The following is a 16,812-nucleotide window of genomic DNA, read 5'->3' as shown; positions in this document are numbered from 1 at the left end:
GGATGCAACGGAGCGATTTCGGTTACAAAAACTTTATTGGAAAGTGGTCATGAACTCTTTCTTGATGAATTCATTTTTAAACTTTCCAAGAAAGCTACCGGTCTTTGTATGGCTGTTATGGTCTTTAATGCCCCTTGAAGCCACACAAAGGTGGTTGGCCTCTACATACACGGCAACGTGATCGGTACCCAACATGGCGGACAAGGTCTCTGCAATCTCCCTGGTCAGTTTTTCCTGAACCTGGGGCTTTCTGCTGATGAAATCCACGATCCTGTTGATCTTGGAAAGTCCAATAACCTTTTTGTTTGGAAAATACCCGACATTCACTTTTCCAAAAAAGGGTACAAAGTGGTGTTCGCAATAGGAATACAGACTGATATCGTTGACAACGACCATTTCGTCAAATTTGTAGTCATTGTCAAAAAAGGATACTTCGGGAAATTGGGTCCCATCCAAACCCGCAAAAACTTCATTAATATACATTTTTGCAACCCTGGTCGGGGTATCCCTTAAACTGGGATCATTTAAGTCCAGCCCCAAAACTTCCATTATCCTTCCAAAATGATGGGCGATTTCGGCAATTTTATCATTCTTCTTTAGACGTTGACCGTTCTCTCCATTGCACAACGTTCCATTGACCTGGGTCACAGTGCTTGTCCTGCTTTGGTCAGCAGGTTTCATATCCTTCTTCATTAATATCCTATTTGTATATTATGCGCCTTGACCCCAAGATTCATTAAAATGCCCTTTATGCTGGTGGAGAAGTCATCCGGTCCACACACATAGAAATACTGATCGGGTTCAACAATTCTGGAATCCAAATATTTTCGATCAATCCTTCCATAGCCATATCCCTCGACTTGTTCTTCGCTCAGGATATTGTAAAAATGAGATCCGAGTTTTTCTTCGAGTTCCTTTTTAAGAATAACATCCTTCAATTTTCTATTGGCATATATCAATTTATGGCCCAATAGGGTACCTTGTTCTTCGGATATCTTGATCATGGGAATAAAGGGAGTAATGCCTGATCCTGCCGCAATGAATGTCCCTTTGCCTAGATACTCAAATGATTTCCAGGCACTGGTTATGCTCAGTGTATCTCCTACTTTCCTTTGGGAAATGGTGTGGGTAAACCCCTTTAGGTTCGGATAGACCTTAATGATCAATTCCAGAACAGCCGAATCAGGCATGTTGGTCAAGGTAAAGGGTGCCGACCGTTGGTTTGTCCCTCCGGTATCCAAGATGATATCCACAGCATCTCCAGGGGCACATTGAAATTCTTTTGGTCTCTCCAAAACAAATTGGACCACATTATGGGTCAACCACACCTTTTTAAGAATTTTTACAGAATAATTCATGGTATTTTTGTTAAAGTCAATTTCGTACCTTGATTGAATCATCGAGGTACAGTCGCAATCATTCGATCATCAAATTTGGGCATTGGACCATCGTAATGGAAAAATCCATTGCCGTTCATTAGATGACAATTTTATAAAGTGGTTACATTTTTTGTAACCAATTGTAGCGTACTGCATCCAATGAATGTGGCCCAACTAAAAAAAGGAAAACGTGGTATCAAATAAAAACAATCCCATTCAGACCCAAAAAGTACTACCGGACCATTTGGTCGTTGAAAAAGTATTGAATGGGGAGACCGAATTATTTGAAATATTGATGAGGCGTTATAATGAACTGTTATACCGAACTGTCCGAAGTTACATCAATCAGGATTCTGATGTTGAGGACATCATGCAGGACGCCTATGTCAAGGCCTACCAAAAATTGTATCAATTTAAAAATAAATCCACATTTTCAACTTGGTTGGTACGAATAGGGATCAATGAAGCACTACAACGCAAACGAAAGTTCAAAAATTATAGAACAACAGCCCTAGAACACGAGTCGGGCATTCTTCAAATAGCAGATACGTCAGTCATGAACCCAGAAAACAACACCATTTACAAAGAGTCGGTTGTCTTTATAGAAAAGGCGGTAGACACCCTTCCCCAAAAGTACAAGATTATCTATATGTTGAGGGAAGTTGAGGGAATGGAAATTTCTGAAATTTCAAAAACGCTTGATTTGACCGTCAGCAATGTAAAAGTGCGACTGTTCAGAGCAAGGAACATGATCAAAGACTATATTTTCACAACCACAAACACCAAGAACATTTTTGAGTTCGGCAACCATAAATGTGATTGCCTTGTGGAACTGGTCCTTAAGAGGATACAGGGCATGGAATTTAGTTAGGTCCACTTCCTAAACCTAGGCCAGGAACAGCTTCACTACATCATTTTTGTAACCCCTTCCCAATATCTGCATCTAAAGGGTACACATAAATACTAAAATTATGATACTTGCCAATGTACAAAAAGTGCAAAATTTATTGAAATACACCTTTGGTATTGTTCCAATCGTAGCTGGATTGGATAAGTTTACGAATGTATTGACCGATTGGTCCCAATATATGTCAACAGGCCTTGTTGAACTATTGCCTGTGGATATTGGAATTTTTATGGACATTATAGGGGTGATTGAGATTGCCGCTGGAATAGTGGTTTTGGTACGCCCTCAAATTGGTGGTTACATTGTCGCTCTGTGGCTGGTTTTGATCGCATTGGTCCTGATCGTGACCGGAAATCACCTGGATGTCGCTGTAAGGGATTTGGTCATGGCTATTGCGGCCCTGTCCTTGGTAAAATTATCCGAGTAGACTTCCTGTAAAAAATGTTGACCAAGTGAACACATTGTGAAATTTTTGAACAAAAATACGGGCACGATTATTTTTTTACTCATGATGCCTTCAAAGGACCATGCCTTTTTTAGTATGGTCCTTTTTTTTTTTCAACCATATACAATCTTATCCTTCCATCCTGATCAACTAAGAAATGATACATTAAATTTTTTCATGGATAATTATTTAAGACATTTTTGTCCGATTTATTTTTAGTGTTATCTTTGTCCTAAATCCTATTCCAACTATGTTCGACGGATCGATCACACAAGAACTTATGGTCGAAGTGCCCCAGTGGTCCGATGTTTATATAGAGATATTGTTTGGATCATTAGGGCCGCCAATGGACCAAAGGAATCCCACTGCCCAAGAATGTGGTGCGAATTGTCCTGTCAGTGGTAGTACCAAAAAATTTCAATTGGGGGCCACATGTGAGTTGAACGATTTATTTCAGGGCATTTTTGCACAAAGGGGAGCCATGACCAACTTGGTGGACGTCTATATCCAGACACTTAATACCAACCTCCGAAAAGGTTGTTTAAAGCAACTATCGGTTTGAAAGGATAAAAAAAATTAAATAAAAAAAGGACAAAATTGTCCTATTTAAGAAATACAATGGATTATAGTAGGCAGACCTGTATTATATCACTCTTTTTCCTACCCCTTACAGCGGTAGCACAAACTACAACGGTGAATTCGGAAGATTGGATAACGAGTCCTGGGATAATTGGCACTTTGGTCCTGGTCTTCATTGTTGTTTTTATTGCGGTCCTCATCTTCATGGCGAGGCTCAACTCCTATGTAAAGCTGTTGAAACATCGACAGCTCGAAAAGAAGAACCTTGCCTTCAACGAAGAGCTATTGGCACTCCAGGAGGAAGAGATCGATACCATTCTCCAACAACGTAAAAGTGGATTGAAGTACCGATTGAAAGGCACAGAACTTGGTAGTGACCAAGGAGCTGTGGATGAAAAGGGCCTGATAAGTCGGGTAACCAATGAACCTGAAAATCCTCTGTTCGATGAAAAGAAAAAAACACCATTGGGCATCGAGACACCCTATGCACTCAAAAAGATCGTTACCTATTATTTGGGGGCATCAGTGTTCTGGTTGGTATTTGGGACTTTGGTGGGCCAATATGTGGGTATGAAATTTCTGTGGCCGGAAATGGACCATTTTTCCTGGCTATCCTTTGGAAGGTTGCGCCCTGTCCACACGAACGCGGTATTTTGGGGGTGGGCCTCCCTGGCCATGATCGGTCTTGGGTATTTTGTGATCGCCCGCACCTCAAATGCCAAGATCCATAGTTATGGGAGCGCTTGGTGGACCTGGCGCTTGATCAATCTTGCTGTACTTCTGGGCACTCTTTCCCTTATGTCCGGAATCAACAATGGGGGTGGCGAGTACCGGGAATACACTTGGCCTGTGATGCTGCTCTTTGCCATGGGCCTGGTCATTACATTTTGGAATTTCTATAAAACCATCGCCTCCAGGAAGATTACGGATATCTATGTATCCAATTGGTACATGCTGGCCGCATTGATTTGGACCACGGTATTGGCCATTATCGGATACATGCCCTTTTTCTCCAATGGCCTGGGTGAGACCGTTATACAGGGGTATTACATGCACCAAGGCGTAGGCATGTGGTTCATGACCTTCACCTTGGGACTGATCTATTATTACCTGCCCTCTTCGTTGAACAAACCCATTTATTCCTATTCTCTGGGGGTATTGGCGTTTTGGACCCAGATGCTGTTCTACACCATGATCGGTACGCACCACTTTGTATTCAGCCCCCTCCCCTGGTGGTTGCAGACAACGGCCATCGTCTTCAGTGCGGGCATGTTCATCCCTGTAGTGGCCGGCACGACCAATTTCTTGATGACCATGAGGGGAAGTTGGAGCCACATATCGAAGAGTTATGTCCTGCCCTTCTTCTTGGTCGGGGTCATCTTTTATTTTGTCGGTTCCACCCAGGGCAGTGTACAAGCATTCAGGTTTACCAATTACGTGTGGCACTTTACCGATTTCAATGTGGCCCATTCGCATATGACCATGTATGGCATCATTACCTTCATACTCTGGGCCTGTATCTATACCATTTTGCCCAAACTTACCGGCAAGGAACCACCACAGGTCCTTGTAGGGGCGCATTTCTGGATGGCCTTTGTTGGACTCTTTGCCTATATGATATCATTAATGGTGGGCGGTACCTATAAAGGGCTGAGCTGGATTGAGGGCAATGCATTTTTGAATTCCGTCATATTGATGAAACCGTATTGGTTATGGCGTGCCATTGGAGGGTCGTTGATGTTCACTTCGCATCTGATCTTCGCCTATAACTTTTACATTATGGTCAACAAAAGGAAGTCTGTAGAATCTTTAAGTGTTCCTGGAGTGGAACATGGGAACAATTAAGTTAAATGTTATGTTCGATTTTCATAAAAATCACAAAGTATTGGTCATAGCCGCCCTGGTCGGGTTTGTAACACTTAGTTTTATCGTTGCGGTGTTTCCAGCCTATCAGATGCAGGATGTCCAACCCCTGCCCCAACAACCCGTGATGACACAGAGCGAAAGGAATGGCCTGGAAGTTTATATCCGGGAGGGTTGCGTCGCCTGTCATACCCAACAGGTACGCAATATAGAAATGGACAACATGTGGGGGGACCGTCCCTCCATTCCATCTGATTATTATTACAGCAAGGAACGTATGGGGGTTTGGCGGCAATCCCCTTCCCTTTTGGGAAGTGAACGTACAGGTCCCGACCTGACCAATATCGGAAAACGCCAGCCCAGTATTGATTGGCACTTGCTTCATTTGTACAATCCACGGTCGGTTGTTGGACAATCGATCATGCCCTCTTATCCGTGGTTGTTCGAAATAATTGATACAAATTCCATTGGCGGGGACGACAAGGTCGTCAATCTTCCCGAGTCCTTTGCGCCACCCAGGGGCACGACCGTAATAGCCAAAAAGGAAGCATTGCAACTGGTGGCCTATCTACAGTCGTTGCAACAGACCGATCTGCCCGATGGTCGGGAAGAAAAGTTCATTCCCGCCTTGGAGCGAAAACAAACTGGCGATACAAAGGACATCAATAATACCAGTTCCCTTAATGGGGAAACCCTATACCTGCAGACCTGTGCCGTTTGCCACCAGGACAACGGCAAGGGAGTGGCCGGTGCATTTCCACCTTTGGCAGGAAGCGAGATTGTCAATGACGAGGATCCGGAGCTGATGATCAAGATCATCTTACAGGGCTATGATGCACGTTCCGAATTTGCGACCATGCAGGCCTTCGCCGATCAGCTTTCTGATGCCGAGATTGCTGCCATTGCCACCCATGAGCGGACCAGTTGGGGCAATACAGGTTCAAAGGTGACCGAAGAAGAGGTCCGTAAGATACGTGAATACATAAACAAAGATCTAAACCCTTAGGAAATGAAACGATTGATTCCCATCTACGCCATACTTTTTGGTCTGGGCCATCAGATGGCATGGGCATGTGACCTATGTAAAAAAAACCAGCCCAAAGGTTTTGAAAATATCACCCATGGACAGGGACCTACAGGCAATATGGATTATGTCATAACATGGTCCGCCATTGTTCTGGTCGTGGTCACTCTATTTTTTAGTATAAAGTTCTTGGTACGACCCAAGGAGAGTGATCCCGGTCACATCAAGAATATTGTTTGGGATCATAATTTAAGAGAACATGGAGGACAATAGGATCATTAAGGTTTATTTGGATGAGGAACCCAGGCCTTTTGCTGAGTTTTCCCCTCCCGTGAAGTTTGTCCTCGACACCACCAAGATACCCGATGGCAAGCACAGTTTGCGCATCGTGGCTCGGTCATCCAATAATGTGGAAGGGATACGGACCATTCCCTTCGAGGTGCGCAATGGTCCTGAAATTGCCGTAGTCGGCCTAAAGGACAATGAAGTGGTCGATACCCAGGTCCCCATTACCATAAATGCATATGGCAGTGAGACGAACGATTCATTCGTTATCCGCGGTTCGGAAACCCCAAAGGCCATCCCCGCATGGGTGTGGGCCCTCTTGATCATTTTTGTCGGTTTCGCACTTTTTTATGCAATCATGTACTGGAGCCCTGAATTCTATAAATCCTTTTTTTAATGAAACGCGATATACGGCCAGCAGATGATATTGAACTATTTGTCGACGCCTTTTATGATGGGGTACGGAACGATGACCTTTTGGGTCCTGTATTCAAAGAGGCCTTGCAGGGGAATTGGCCCGAGCATAGGAACAAAATGTACAGATTCTGGCACTCTGTGCTGCTCGATGATCCTTTATATTTCGGAAATCCTTTTTTACCCCATGTGGACCTTCCCCATGGAAAGGATTATTTTGATCACTGGGTTACATTGTTCCATGGAACCTTGGATCAATTGTTTGAAGGCAAAAAAACCGAGGAACTCAAAAAACAGGTCACTAAAATGGCAGAAATGTTCCATCAGAACATTGCAACCGGTTCCAATCATAATAAAAATGTATGGAGATGAGGGCACATGTACGATATCCAATTGCACTGGCTGCTTCCTTTCTTTGGATCGGTTTTATCGGGGCCATTAGTTTTATGGAGGCTTGGCTCAAGTTCCAGGCCCCTGGCATAACGGTACCCCTTGGACTGGGCATAGGCCGCTTGGTGTTCAGTGCCCTTAACAAAGTGGAATGGGTGTTTGCCCTTATCATACTGGGCAATTTTGTAGTGGGCAAGGCCCATTTTCCTTCACCCAGAACCACTCTTTATGCCATACCGTTGACTTTATTGGTCCTTCAGACCGTTTGGCTTCTACCAGCTTTAAATATACGGGTGGAACTATTGCTCCAAGGACAGGAGCCTGAAAATTCATACCTCCATCTATATTACGAAGGTATGGAAATCATAAAGGTCGTCTGTCTGGCCCTTTTGGGCACTAAACTTTTTAAAAGATAGCTTATGACCGATACGATTGATCAAATCATTAACAAATACCAAGAAATGGGTGAGAACCCGGAAACCTATCTACAAGGGCTCCTACATGCAGCACCCATTTCCTATTGGGATTATATAGGGGTCGATACCTTGCTGAGCCTGCAAAGACCCCGAACCCCGTTCAAGGATGAAACCATCTTCATCCTGTACCACCAAGTTACCGAACTCCTATTGAAAATGATGCGGCATGAACTGGAACAGCTCGTATATAGGGAGGGAGTTAGTGGGGAGCAGATGGCCACAAAGGTCAAACGTTGCATACGCTACACCAAAATGCTGATCGATTCCTTTGCTATCATGAAAGATGGGATGGATTATGGGGAATACCAGGAATTTCGTAAGACCTTGACCCCTGCCAGTGGTTTTCAGAGTGCCCAGTTCCGATACATCGAACTCCTTTGTACCCCTTTGGAAAACCTCATAAACGCGGAAGGCAGGAAAAGACTCCCCAAAGAACCATCCATTCAGGATTATTTTGACCATATCTATTGGAGGGATGCCGGGTATGATCGCAACACGGGCAAAAGGACCTTGACCTTGGCGCGATTTGAGGAAAGATATCTTGAGGATTTCATGATTTTGGCCAAAAAGGTACGGGGGCAGACCTTACAGGATAAACTAAAGGGCTTACAGGACCCATCAACCCTACTTTTGGGTGTCCTCAAGGAATTCGACCATCTCTATAATGTGAAGTGGCCCTTGGTACACCTAAAGACGGCCGCCCATTATTTGGAAAGTAAAGACGAAAAGAAAACTGCCACTGGCGGTTCCCAATGGAAAAAGTATCTACATCCGAGCCACCAACAGCGCAAATTCTTCCCGGCGCTGTGGACCGAAATTGAAAAGGAACAGTGGGGAGAAACAAAAAGTAGTTGATTATGGAAACAATGAACAGGCCCGAATTACAGGTTTTGGTCAAAGGTAAGACCTACAAGGTTTTGGAAGTCGTAGGGTTACCGGGCATGGTAATGCCCCACCATCATAGTACCGGGGAAGCAGTGGTAATGGTCAATAAGGGAGAGGCCCTTTTAAAAATGTGTGATGGCGAACATAAACTGGGAAAGGACAGTGTGTTCATCATCCCTGCACAAAAAGAACATACCCTCACCGTATTGAAAGAATTCAAGGCTGTTGTCACCATGGCCGTGAATGCTGAAATCCAATTTATCTGACCAGAAATGAATCACTGGAACAACGGTCGGACATGATAGGCGCGGTGGTTTCCCAATATGGAGCATTTAACTTTTAAGGGGCAAGGACATTTTCTTACCTTACTGAAAGGTAGATATGATATAAATAGGAACAAAAACAGATGAACCGATGGCAAATACACCTTACATTACAAAAAAGAAGATTACGGTAAATGGGAAAGATTATGGATATTACAGCCTTGGGGAACTCAAAAAACAGGGCCATGATATTGATCGATTGCCATTTTCCATCCGTATCCTATTGGAAAATGCCCTACGGAACCATGATGGGTTCTCCGTAACCCAGGAAAATATTGAAACCCTTTTGCATTGGGGGTCCAAACCCTCCAACAAGGATATTCCCTTTAAGCCGGCCCGGGTATTGATGCAGGACTTTACCGGTGTTCCCGCAGTCGTCGACATAGCATCGTTACGTGCCGAGTTGGCTCGAAAGGGCAAGGATCCGAAAACGATCAATCCCTTGGTCCCCGTTGATCTGGTCATTGACCATTCCGTCCAGGTGGACTTTTTTGGCACGGCCTATTCCTATGATCGAAACATCGAAAAGGAATACCAACGGAACCAAGAACGATATGCGTTTTTGAAGTGGGCACAGAAATCCTTTTCCAATTTTAGGGTGGTCCCCCCGGGAATGGGGATTTGCCACCAAGTCAATTTGGAATATTTCTCAAAAGGTGTCATTGAAAGGGAGGGTGAACTTTTTCCGGATACCTTGGTCGGAACGGATAGTCACACACCCATGGTCAATGGAATCGGTGTACTGGCCTGGGGGGTCGGGGGCATCGAGGCCGAGGCTGCCGTATTGGGGCAACCTCTTTACTTTATCTTGCCGGAGGTCATTGGCCTTAGGCTCAAGGGAAGGCTTCCCTTGGGGTCCACGGCCACCGATTTGGTATTGACCGTGGCCAACCTGTTGAGGCAAGAGGGGGTCGTGGGAAAATTTGTGGAAGTCTTTGGCCCCGGATTGGATCACCTTTCCGTGCCGGATCGGGCCACCATTGGCAATATGTCGCCAGAATTTGGGTGCACCGTCACCTACTTCCCTATTGATGACAAGACCCTTGAATATATGAGGGCGAGCAATCGTCCTGAAGAACAACTGGCATTGGTGGAATCCTATTGTAAGACCAATATGCTCTGGCGGGAGCATGAGGACCACATCGCCTACACCAAGGTCCTTGAACTGGACATCTCGACCATAGAACCCACAGTGGCGGGTCCCAAGAGACCTCAGGACAAAATTTTACTGAAAAATCTAAAATCCACGTTTATAGATTTCCTCTCCCAATCCCATCACAGGGACTATGTATCCCCTGACCATAGGACAATGCCCACCTTAGGATCCCCATCCCCTAAGCAAGGTCACCAATCTTCTCCTTCCGGTTCGGAGCATTTGGGCACCAAGGAAAGGAAAGCGCTCAGAACGGCTTGGATCGACAAGGGTAATGATGGGTTCATGCTTGCGGATGGTTCGGTCGTCATTGCGGCCATTACCTCCTGTACCAACACCTCCAACCCCTACGTGATGATCGGGGCGGGCCTTGTGGCCAAAAAGGCCCGGGAGCGGGGCATTGATGTCAGGCCATGGGTAAAGACTTCCCTTGCCCCCGGTTCCAAAGTGGTCACCGATTATTTGGAAAGAGCGGATTTGATGAAGGATCTGGAGGCCCTACAATTCCATTTGGTCGGTTATGGGTGTACTTCATGCATAGGAAATTCGGGGCCCTTGCCCCCTCCCATTGCCCAAGCGATCGACCAACACCAATTGGTGGCCGCCTCGGTATTGTCGGGCAATAGAAATTTTGAGGCCCGGGTACACCCCCAGGTAAAAATGAACTTTTTAATGTCCCCCATGCTTGTGGTCGCCTACGCCCTGGCGGGAAGAGTCGATATTGACATGAACCAGGAGCCCATAAGCCATGATAGGAACGGACAAGCCGTGTATCTCAAGGACATCTGGCCAACGGATTACGAGATCAATTCCATTTTGGCCGATGTGCTTTCCCCTAAGGACTTCGCCAAAAACTACGGGGAAATCTTTGCGGGTAACAAGAGCTGGAAGGCCCTCGAGTCCCCAACCGGAGAACTGTACCATTGGGACGGGGGTTCCACCTACATTAAGGAGGCACCCTTCTTCAATGACCTTCCAACAGCGGTACCGGAAACACTGGACATCAAAAATGCAAGGGCCTTACTGGTATTGGGGGACAGTATTACCACAGACCATATTTCCCCGGCGGGCTCTTTTGATGAAAATTCGGCTGCGGGCCGTTATTTGGTCAGTTGTGGGGTAAGCCCAAGGGATTTCAATTCCTATGGGAGCCGTCGGGGCAATGATGCGGTCATGGTTCGGGGCACCTTTGCCAATGTCCGTATCAAGAACGGGCTTGTGGACCAAGAAGGGGGATACACCCGGTTTTTGCCCACAGGTGAGGTGATGTCGGTCTTTGATGCCGCCATGAAATACAAGTCAGATCAAACACCCTTGGTCGTTCTGGCCGGTAAGGAATATGGTAGTGGTTCTTCCAGGGATTGGGCGGCCAAGGGCACTTTTCTTTTAGGGGTCCAATGTGTATTGGCCGAAAGTTTTGAACGGATCCACAGGAGCAACCTTATAGGCATGGGCGTTTTGCCCATCCAATACCAACAGGGTGATACAGCAAAAAAATTAAATCTCGATGGTAATGAAACTTTTACCATTACCGGCATAACAGAAGTTTTGAAACCCTTGAAAGACCTTGAGGTGATTGCCCAAAAACAAAATGGAACCCAAGTAAGGTTCAAGGCAACGGTCCGATTGGATTCGGATATTGAAATTGCCTACTATCGTCATGGTGGCATATTACAGTATGTACTGCGCCAATATTTAAATCAATAAAATCAAGGAAGACCTACAAGGGTCCCTTCAATAGTATACTAATCTTTAAAACAAAAACTTATGAAACGTAACGCGAATGCTGTTTGGAACGGCTCCTTAATGGAAGGGGAAGGTGTCATCACTACCCAGAGCAAGGTGTTGGACAACCACAAATATTGCTTCAATTCCCGGTTCGGGGATGGTAAGGCCACTAATCCCGATGAATTGCTTGCCGCGGCACATGCCGGTTGTTTTGCCATGGCCTTGAGTCTTTTCCTCAACGAAGCCGGGTTTACGGCAGAATCCCTGGATGTCACCAGCATGGTCTCCATGGATGTGGATTCCCTTGAGCTCACCAAATCCCATTTGACCCTACGGGCCGTCATACCCGACATCGACCAAGAAACCTTTATGGAGTGCGCCCATGAGGCCAAAGACAATTGCCCTGTCAGCAAAGCCTTGGATGTTGAAATAACCTTGGATGCGGAATTACAATAACCATTCCTACAAAACAGAAATACGATGAGCAAAGAAACAGAATTGGCACAAAAAAAGGCCGATCTTGCCCCGAACCAGGTTGAAGCTTGGCGCAAGTTCAGTCGAACGGTCTTTAAGGAGGGGGTCCTGGACGAAAAGACAAAACAACTCATAGCGGTGGCGGTGGCCCATGTCACACAATGTCCTTGGTGTATCAAGGCGCACACACCATTGGCATTGCGCAGAGGGGCAAGTAAGGAAGAGATTATGGAAGCCATTTGGGTGGCCGCCGAAATGCGGGCCGGGGCCGCCTACTCCCATGCCAATATCGCCATGGAGGAAATGGAAAAGAATCCGTGAAACCATACAAGATGAAAGAACGACTGGACATACTGAAATCGAACTCCACGGCCTTAAAAGGGCTGTTAGAAATGGAAAGGTGCGCTTCCATTTCAAATCTTAAGCCTTCCCTATGTGAACTGGTAAAGTTGAGGGTCACCCAGATTAACGGATGTGACAAATGTTTGGGTATGCACGTTAGGAATGCCCTGGCCACAGGTGAAAGCGAGCAGCGTTTAGTCGCCTTGGGCAAGTGGGAAGGCTCTGCCCTTTTTTCAGAACGGGAAAGGGCCGCTTTGGCATGGACAGAGGCATTGACCCTGATTTCGGCCCATGAAATCCCGGATGACCTGTATAGGACCACGCGGGGTTATTTTTCCGAAGAAGATCTTGTCGCACTGACCTTTTGCATCATTGCCACCAATGGTTGGAACCGTTTGTCCAAATGTTTCCATACAGCGTGCAGCGGTACCGACCGAGAAAAAAACAATACCACTTAAACCTATGGAACTCAAGAACAAGATAGCCGTGGTTACCGGGGCCAGCAAGGGCTTGGGAAACGCCATTTCGACCTCCCTTGTAAACAAAGGGGCGTTGGTCTATGGGTTGGCCCGTACCGAAGCTGACCTAATCGCACTGCACACCACACTAGGGAGCCATTTCGTCCCGGTACCCCTTGATATTTCGAATCGGGAACAAGTCATGGGGTGGATAGCGGCAACATTTTCAGGGATACGGCCCCCGCAAATCCTGATCAACAATGCAGGAGCGGGATATTTTGCAAAAATCGATGCACTGTCATATGAACAGTGGGATGAAATGATCGGGACCAACCTCAACGGCCTTTTTTATATGACGGCCGGGCTGGTCCCTTTGATGATAAAGCAAAAGGAAACGTGTCATATCATCAATATTGGTTCCATATTGGGAAAGACCACAAGACAGGAAGCAGCGGTTTATTGTCTGACCAAATATGGGATACAGGGATTTAGTTCGGCCCTGTTCAAGGAGTTGCGCTCCCATAACATCAGGGTAAGCTGTTTAAATCCAGGGTCCATTGCAACAAGGTTCTTTGAGGACTCCGGTATCCTTCCCAATGATAGCATGATCGAGCCACAAGCACTTGCCGATTTGGCAATCTATATTCTGGAGACCCCGGATACGCTATTGATCGACGAATTGACCATACGTCCCATGTCTCCCAAATGATTCCCACTTGAAAATAAGTTTCAGCACACATTAAAATGTCAAAAATCAAGATCAAACGGATATATGAAGCCTCATCCAACAGAGATGGCTACCGTATACTGGTAGATCGGATCTGGCCCAGGGGAGTGTCGAAAGGAAAAGCAAAGATCGATAGTTGGAAGAAAGAGATCGCCCCTTCGGAAAACTTGAGAAAATGGTTTGACCATGACCCTGATAGATTTTGGGAATTTGCAAAAAAATACCTAATCGAGCTCGAAGACAAACAAGAGGTATTGGATAAAATTGCCAGAAAGGCCAAAAAGCAAAATGTGACCTTGCTTTATGGTGCGAAGGACACCAAACACAACCATGCCCTGGTATTACAGTGTGTCTTGGAGGGAAGAGTAAGCTATTGATCTGTTGGTTATCCATTCACCTATGAAAAGTAATGGGATGGTTAAATAGGAATTCATTGTGATACATGGACAACCCATGTAGGATCCTTACCAAGTTTAACGATCATTATGCATAAAAGCCATGGAAAAAGAAATTAAGCATGATATTTTGGATAGAAACGATATTGATCTTCTGGTCCGCACCTTCTATGGCAAGATACGGGAACACGAGACGCTTGGTCCCATATTCGATCAAATGGTCATGGACTGGGAAAGTCACTTCGAACTGTTGACCGATTTTTGGGAGTCCCAGTTATTTCTGGCCAAAAAATACAAAGGCAACCCCATTAAGGTACATCAGGCTGTCGATAAAAGGATAAATGGAACCCTGACGATGGAACACTTTGGCCAATGGCTCAATCTATGGCTCCAGACCTTGGACCAGCTTTTCGAGGGAGAAAGGGCATGGATCGCAAAAAACCGGGCTAGAAAGATCGCCACAATGCTTTATGTAAACATTTTTGAAAACCGAATGAGATAAGGATCATATGCCTTTGCTTTCACCATATTCCATAGTGTTGACATTAAATCCTTTAAAGTTTTGTAACCGATTCCCTTTAAAATCATCCAACGTTCAATGGACGTAATCTTTTGGTGTCCCTACGAAACTGGGGGATATTTTTATTTGAGTGTGAAACAGCATACATTTTTTAAAGCGCCTTGGATGTTCTCATATTGCTTCCATGGGCGACCAATATCTTGATAGGAATTTTAGTATAGCATGGGCTTCATAAGCATAGGTTTCAGTAAAGTACTCTTATTTTTTGCACTGCTCCTTTGTCCTTTTATCAACATCTTATTGAAACGGGGGCTTTATGGTAAGTTGTCCAAAACCGATATAGGGCATTTTATACCCTTCTTTTTGGCTGTCTTTTCTTTTAAGGTCCTTCAACCTTACGATTGGGTGGATTGGGAAGGTCTGTTCAACTGGTTGGGTATTTTTGAATTGTTATATGTAATGGTCTATACCACCCTATCCTTCCTTTTGATCTATGGGTTTACAGAAACCTCCCGTACATTGAAGGAAAGATTGTTTGCCTATAAGTTTATTGGCCTGTATTTTATTTTGTTCATCACCATATACAAGTTCAATCTGGATTTTGTAAATATTACCCAAGGTCAAAGAATCCTATCCTATTGTCTCGCATCCATCTTTGGTTTCGGATCGTTTATGATACTTGGGATTGATTTGGCTCTTGAATTTTATAAAAATTGCCATGATAAAAACAAACATTAATCAGCAAACAAAAAGTCTTCATAACCAACATTATCCTTTAAAATCATATTGATCGTCACAATTTCATACATCCAGGTTGAGTAAAACTCCATGGTAGGGCAAGTCTTATGCACTTTCAACTGGAATTCCAGCATTCCTTTAGGTGTTGGAAATCTAACCCAATAAGTAGTTCAAATCCCCATCGAGGGAAATTTTCATCCTAACAGGGCGTATATTTATAATTACAAAATACCACCCCCAGATTTTATTCTTATATAATTCATGCAATTTGGCAAGACTTACTTTCCCAATTTTATATTCCGAAGATGTTGCATTGAGCACATGAATATTGAAATTCAATATTATGGGCCCTATCACAATCAGAATGCATGGTTTTAATCGGAAGATCTACGCGCCTTTAGCTCAGACGGCAAGAGACATTCATAGATCAATCTATTTGTGGGCGCGAAGATGCCTCTTTTTCCGGCTTGGTGCACCACATATCCGGTCAAATGTTCCAGCTCGGAGGGTCTGCCATGGATGATGTCCCTCTGCATGGACGTGGTGTTCATTTGCTTTTGGCTTTTTAGTGTTTCCAGTGTCCTTTCCACATCCCTTTGGGACAATGCAATTCCCATGGTCTGGGCCAACTCCAATATTTCATAAGCAGCATTCCGAACCATTTTGAATAGATAGGGAGCAGCACAAATGGTATCTATCTGCAATCGAGTCAAGGCCCCCACCCCACTGATCGGGCAAATGAACAGGAATTTCTTCCAGAGCTCCTTTTCAATATCAAATGCAATATTATTGGCTATTCCTGCCTCTTCAAACAATTCCTTGACATCCAATACCTGTTGGGTCAATTTATCATCAACTTCCCCGAAGGTAATACTGGGGATAAAATGGGCATGCCTAATGATCCCGGGAGCCTCAATGTAACTGATAAGATTGCAACACCCGGCCAGTACGTGGCCGGATGTCAACAACTTGGTGATTCTTTGGGTATTGTCCACACCATTTTGCAGTGGTAAGATTATTGTGTGCGCCAAAAGACGGGGCCGCAGATGCTCAATGGCCTCGGGGACCTGCCAGTTCTTTACACCCAACAACACCAGGTCGGGCACTTCAATGGAAGCAACGTCATCTGTGACCATATTGGGGCGAACAGTAAAGTCACCTTGCCAACTCTTGACCAACAGACCCTTTTCATGTATTGCCTCAAAATGTTTTCCCCTGGCCAAAAACGTGACATGATGGTCGGTAAGTGCCAATTTACCACCAAAATAACCACCAATTCCCCCTACGCCATAAACAAGGATATTCAA

The 16,812-nt window shown here is 45.0% G+C and carries 22 protein-coding genes; 19 read left to right on the top strand and 3 right to left on the bottom strand.

Annotation, left to right across the window (positions count from 1 at the left end; translation table 11 throughout):
* Window positions 1-33: 33 nt before the first annotated feature.
* Both folE and A7D14_RS05615 read right to left on the bottom strand, forming a co-directional pair.
* Window positions 34-693 carry a GTP cyclohydrolase I FolE gene (gene folE / locus A7D14_RS05620; protein ID WP_255307396.1) on the bottom strand — a complete coding sequence of 220 codons (660 nt, stop codon included), beginning with the start codon at window positions 691-693 and terminating at the stop codon, window positions 34-36.
* Complete coding sequence (locus A7D14_RS05615) at window positions 693-1,358, bottom strand: FAD-binding oxidoreductase (RefSeq protein ID WP_067031206.1); 666 nt, start codon at window positions 1,356-1,358, stop codon at window positions 693-695. The genes folE and A7D14_RS05615 overlap by 1 nt, the downstream gene beginning before the upstream one ends.
* 211 nt (window positions 1,359-1,569) lie before the next feature.
* On the opposite strand from A7D14_RS05615, the gene A7D14_RS05610 reads away from it, so the two are divergent.
* The 19 genes from A7D14_RS05610 (at window position 1,570) to A7D14_RS05520 (ending at window position 15,505) form a co-directional block, all read left to right on the top strand.
* Window positions 1,570-2,250 (top strand): RNA polymerase sigma factor, encoded by a 681-nt coding sequence (locus A7D14_RS05610; protein WP_067031178.1) that lies wholly within the window; start codon window positions 1,570-1,572, stop codon window positions 2,248-2,250.
* 100 nt (window positions 2,251-2,350) lie between these two features.
* Complete coding sequence (locus A7D14_RS05605) at window positions 2,351-2,713, top strand: hypothetical protein (RefSeq protein WP_067031175.1); 363 nt, start codon at window positions 2,351-2,353, stop codon at window positions 2,711-2,713.
* A gap of 268 nt (window positions 2,714-2,981) precedes the next feature.
* Window positions 2,982-3,293: a hypothetical protein gene (locus tag A7D14_RS05600; RefSeq protein WP_067031172.1), complete on the top strand. Its 312-nt coding sequence runs from the start codon at window positions 2,982-2,984 to the stop codon at window positions 3,291-3,293.
* Between the two features lie 35 nt (window positions 3,294-3,328).
* On the top strand, window positions 3,329-5,155 hold the full coding sequence (locus A7D14_RS05595; RefSeq protein WP_083157993.1) for a cbb3-type cytochrome c oxidase subunit I: 1,827 nt from the start codon (window positions 3,329-3,331) through the stop codon (window positions 5,153-5,155).
* A 10-nt stretch (window positions 5,156-5,165) separates the two neighbouring features.
* A complete protein-coding gene (locus A7D14_RS05590) occupies window positions 5,166-6,179 on the top strand; it encodes a cbb3-type cytochrome c oxidase subunit II (RefSeq protein ID WP_067031204.1) in 1,014 nt (337 codons plus the stop codon).
* A gap of 3 nt (window positions 6,180-6,182) precedes the next feature.
* Window positions 6,183-6,470: a hypothetical protein gene (locus tag A7D14_RS05585; protein ID WP_014033956.1), complete on the top strand. Its 288-nt coding sequence runs from the start codon at window positions 6,183-6,185 to the stop codon at window positions 6,468-6,470.
* Window positions 6,457-6,879 (top strand): hypothetical protein, encoded by a 423-nt coding sequence (locus A7D14_RS05580; RefSeq protein ID WP_014033955.1) that lies wholly within the window; start codon window positions 6,457-6,459, stop codon window positions 6,877-6,879. Before A7D14_RS05585 ends, A7D14_RS05580 begins: the two co-directional genes overlap by 14 nt.
* Window positions 6,879-7,268 carry a group III truncated hemoglobin gene (locus tag A7D14_RS05575; protein ID WP_067031166.1) on the top strand — a complete coding sequence of 130 codons (390 nt, stop codon included), beginning with the start codon at window positions 6,879-6,881 and terminating at the stop codon, window positions 7,266-7,268. The genes A7D14_RS05580 and A7D14_RS05575 overlap by 1 nt, the downstream gene beginning before the upstream one ends.
* Complete coding sequence (locus A7D14_RS05570) at window positions 7,265-7,702, top strand: hypothetical protein (protein WP_067031162.1); 438 nt, start codon at window positions 7,265-7,267, stop codon at window positions 7,700-7,702. Before A7D14_RS05575 ends, A7D14_RS05570 begins: the two co-directional genes overlap by 4 nt.
* A gap of 3 nt (window positions 7,703-7,705) precedes the next feature.
* Window positions 7,706-8,617 carry a tryptophan 2,3-dioxygenase family protein gene (locus A7D14_RS05565; protein ID WP_067031159.1) on the top strand — a complete coding sequence of 304 codons (912 nt, stop codon included), beginning with the start codon at window positions 7,706-7,708 and terminating at the stop codon, window positions 8,615-8,617.
* 2 nt (window positions 8,618-8,619) lie between these two features.
* Window positions 8,620-8,913: a cupin domain-containing protein gene (locus A7D14_RS05560; protein WP_067031200.1), complete on the top strand. Its 294-nt coding sequence runs from the start codon at window positions 8,620-8,622 to the stop codon at window positions 8,911-8,913.
* A 148-nt stretch (window positions 8,914-9,061) separates the two neighbouring features.
* Entirely contained in the window at window positions 9,062-11,830 is a 2,769-nt protein-coding gene (acnA, locus tag A7D14_RS05555) for an aconitate hydratase AcnA (protein WP_067031156.1), read from the top strand.
* Window positions 11,831-11,890: 60 nt separating this feature from the next.
* Window positions 11,891-12,307, top strand: a complete 417-nt coding sequence (locus A7D14_RS05550; protein WP_067031153.1) for an OsmC family protein — start codon at window positions 11,891-11,893, stop codon at window positions 12,305-12,307.
* 24 nt (window positions 12,308-12,331) lie between these two features.
* Complete coding sequence (locus A7D14_RS05545) at window positions 12,332-12,646, top strand: carboxymuconolactone decarboxylase family protein (RefSeq protein ID WP_067031150.1); 315 nt, start codon at window positions 12,332-12,334, stop codon at window positions 12,644-12,646.
* A gap of 11 nt (window positions 12,647-12,657) precedes the next feature.
* Entirely contained in the window at window positions 12,658-13,125 is a 468-nt protein-coding gene (locus A7D14_RS05540) for a carboxymuconolactone decarboxylase family protein (RefSeq protein WP_067031147.1), read from the top strand.
* Window positions 13,126-13,129: 4 nt separating this feature from the next.
* Entirely contained in the window at window positions 13,130-13,834 is a 705-nt protein-coding gene (locus A7D14_RS05535) for an SDR family oxidoreductase (RefSeq protein WP_067031144.1), read from the top strand.
* 35 nt (window positions 13,835-13,869) lie between these two features.
* A complete protein-coding gene (locus A7D14_RS05530) occupies window positions 13,870-14,229 on the top strand; it encodes a DUF488 domain-containing protein (RefSeq protein ID WP_067031141.1) in 360 nt (119 codons plus the stop codon).
* Window positions 14,230-14,350: 121 nt separating this feature from the next.
* Window positions 14,351-14,749, top strand: coding sequence for a group III truncated hemoglobin (locus A7D14_RS05525; RefSeq protein WP_067031138.1), 399 nt, complete (start codon window positions 14,351-14,353; stop codon window positions 14,747-14,749).
* A gap of 240 nt (window positions 14,750-14,989) precedes the next feature.
* Window positions 14,990-15,505, top strand: a complete 516-nt coding sequence (locus tag A7D14_RS05520; RefSeq protein ID WP_067031135.1) for a hypothetical protein — start codon at window positions 14,990-14,992, stop codon at window positions 15,503-15,505.
* 374 nt (window positions 15,506-15,879) lie between these two features.
* Here the strand turns inward: A7D14_RS05520 and A7D14_RS05515 are convergent, their stop codons facing one another.
* On the bottom strand, window positions 15,880-16,812 hold the full coding sequence (locus A7D14_RS05515; protein WP_067031132.1) for a ketopantoate reductase family protein: 933 nt from the start codon (window positions 16,810-16,812) through the stop codon (window positions 15,880-15,882).

Source organism: Allomuricauda sp. CP2A (genome assembly GCF_001683915.1).
GTDB lineage: Bacteria > Bacteroidota > Bacteroidia > Flavobacteriales > Flavobacteriaceae > Flagellimonas.
The sequence above is the reverse complement of the archived record's forward strand: the minus strand, read 5'-3'. Positions and strand labels throughout refer to the sequence as shown.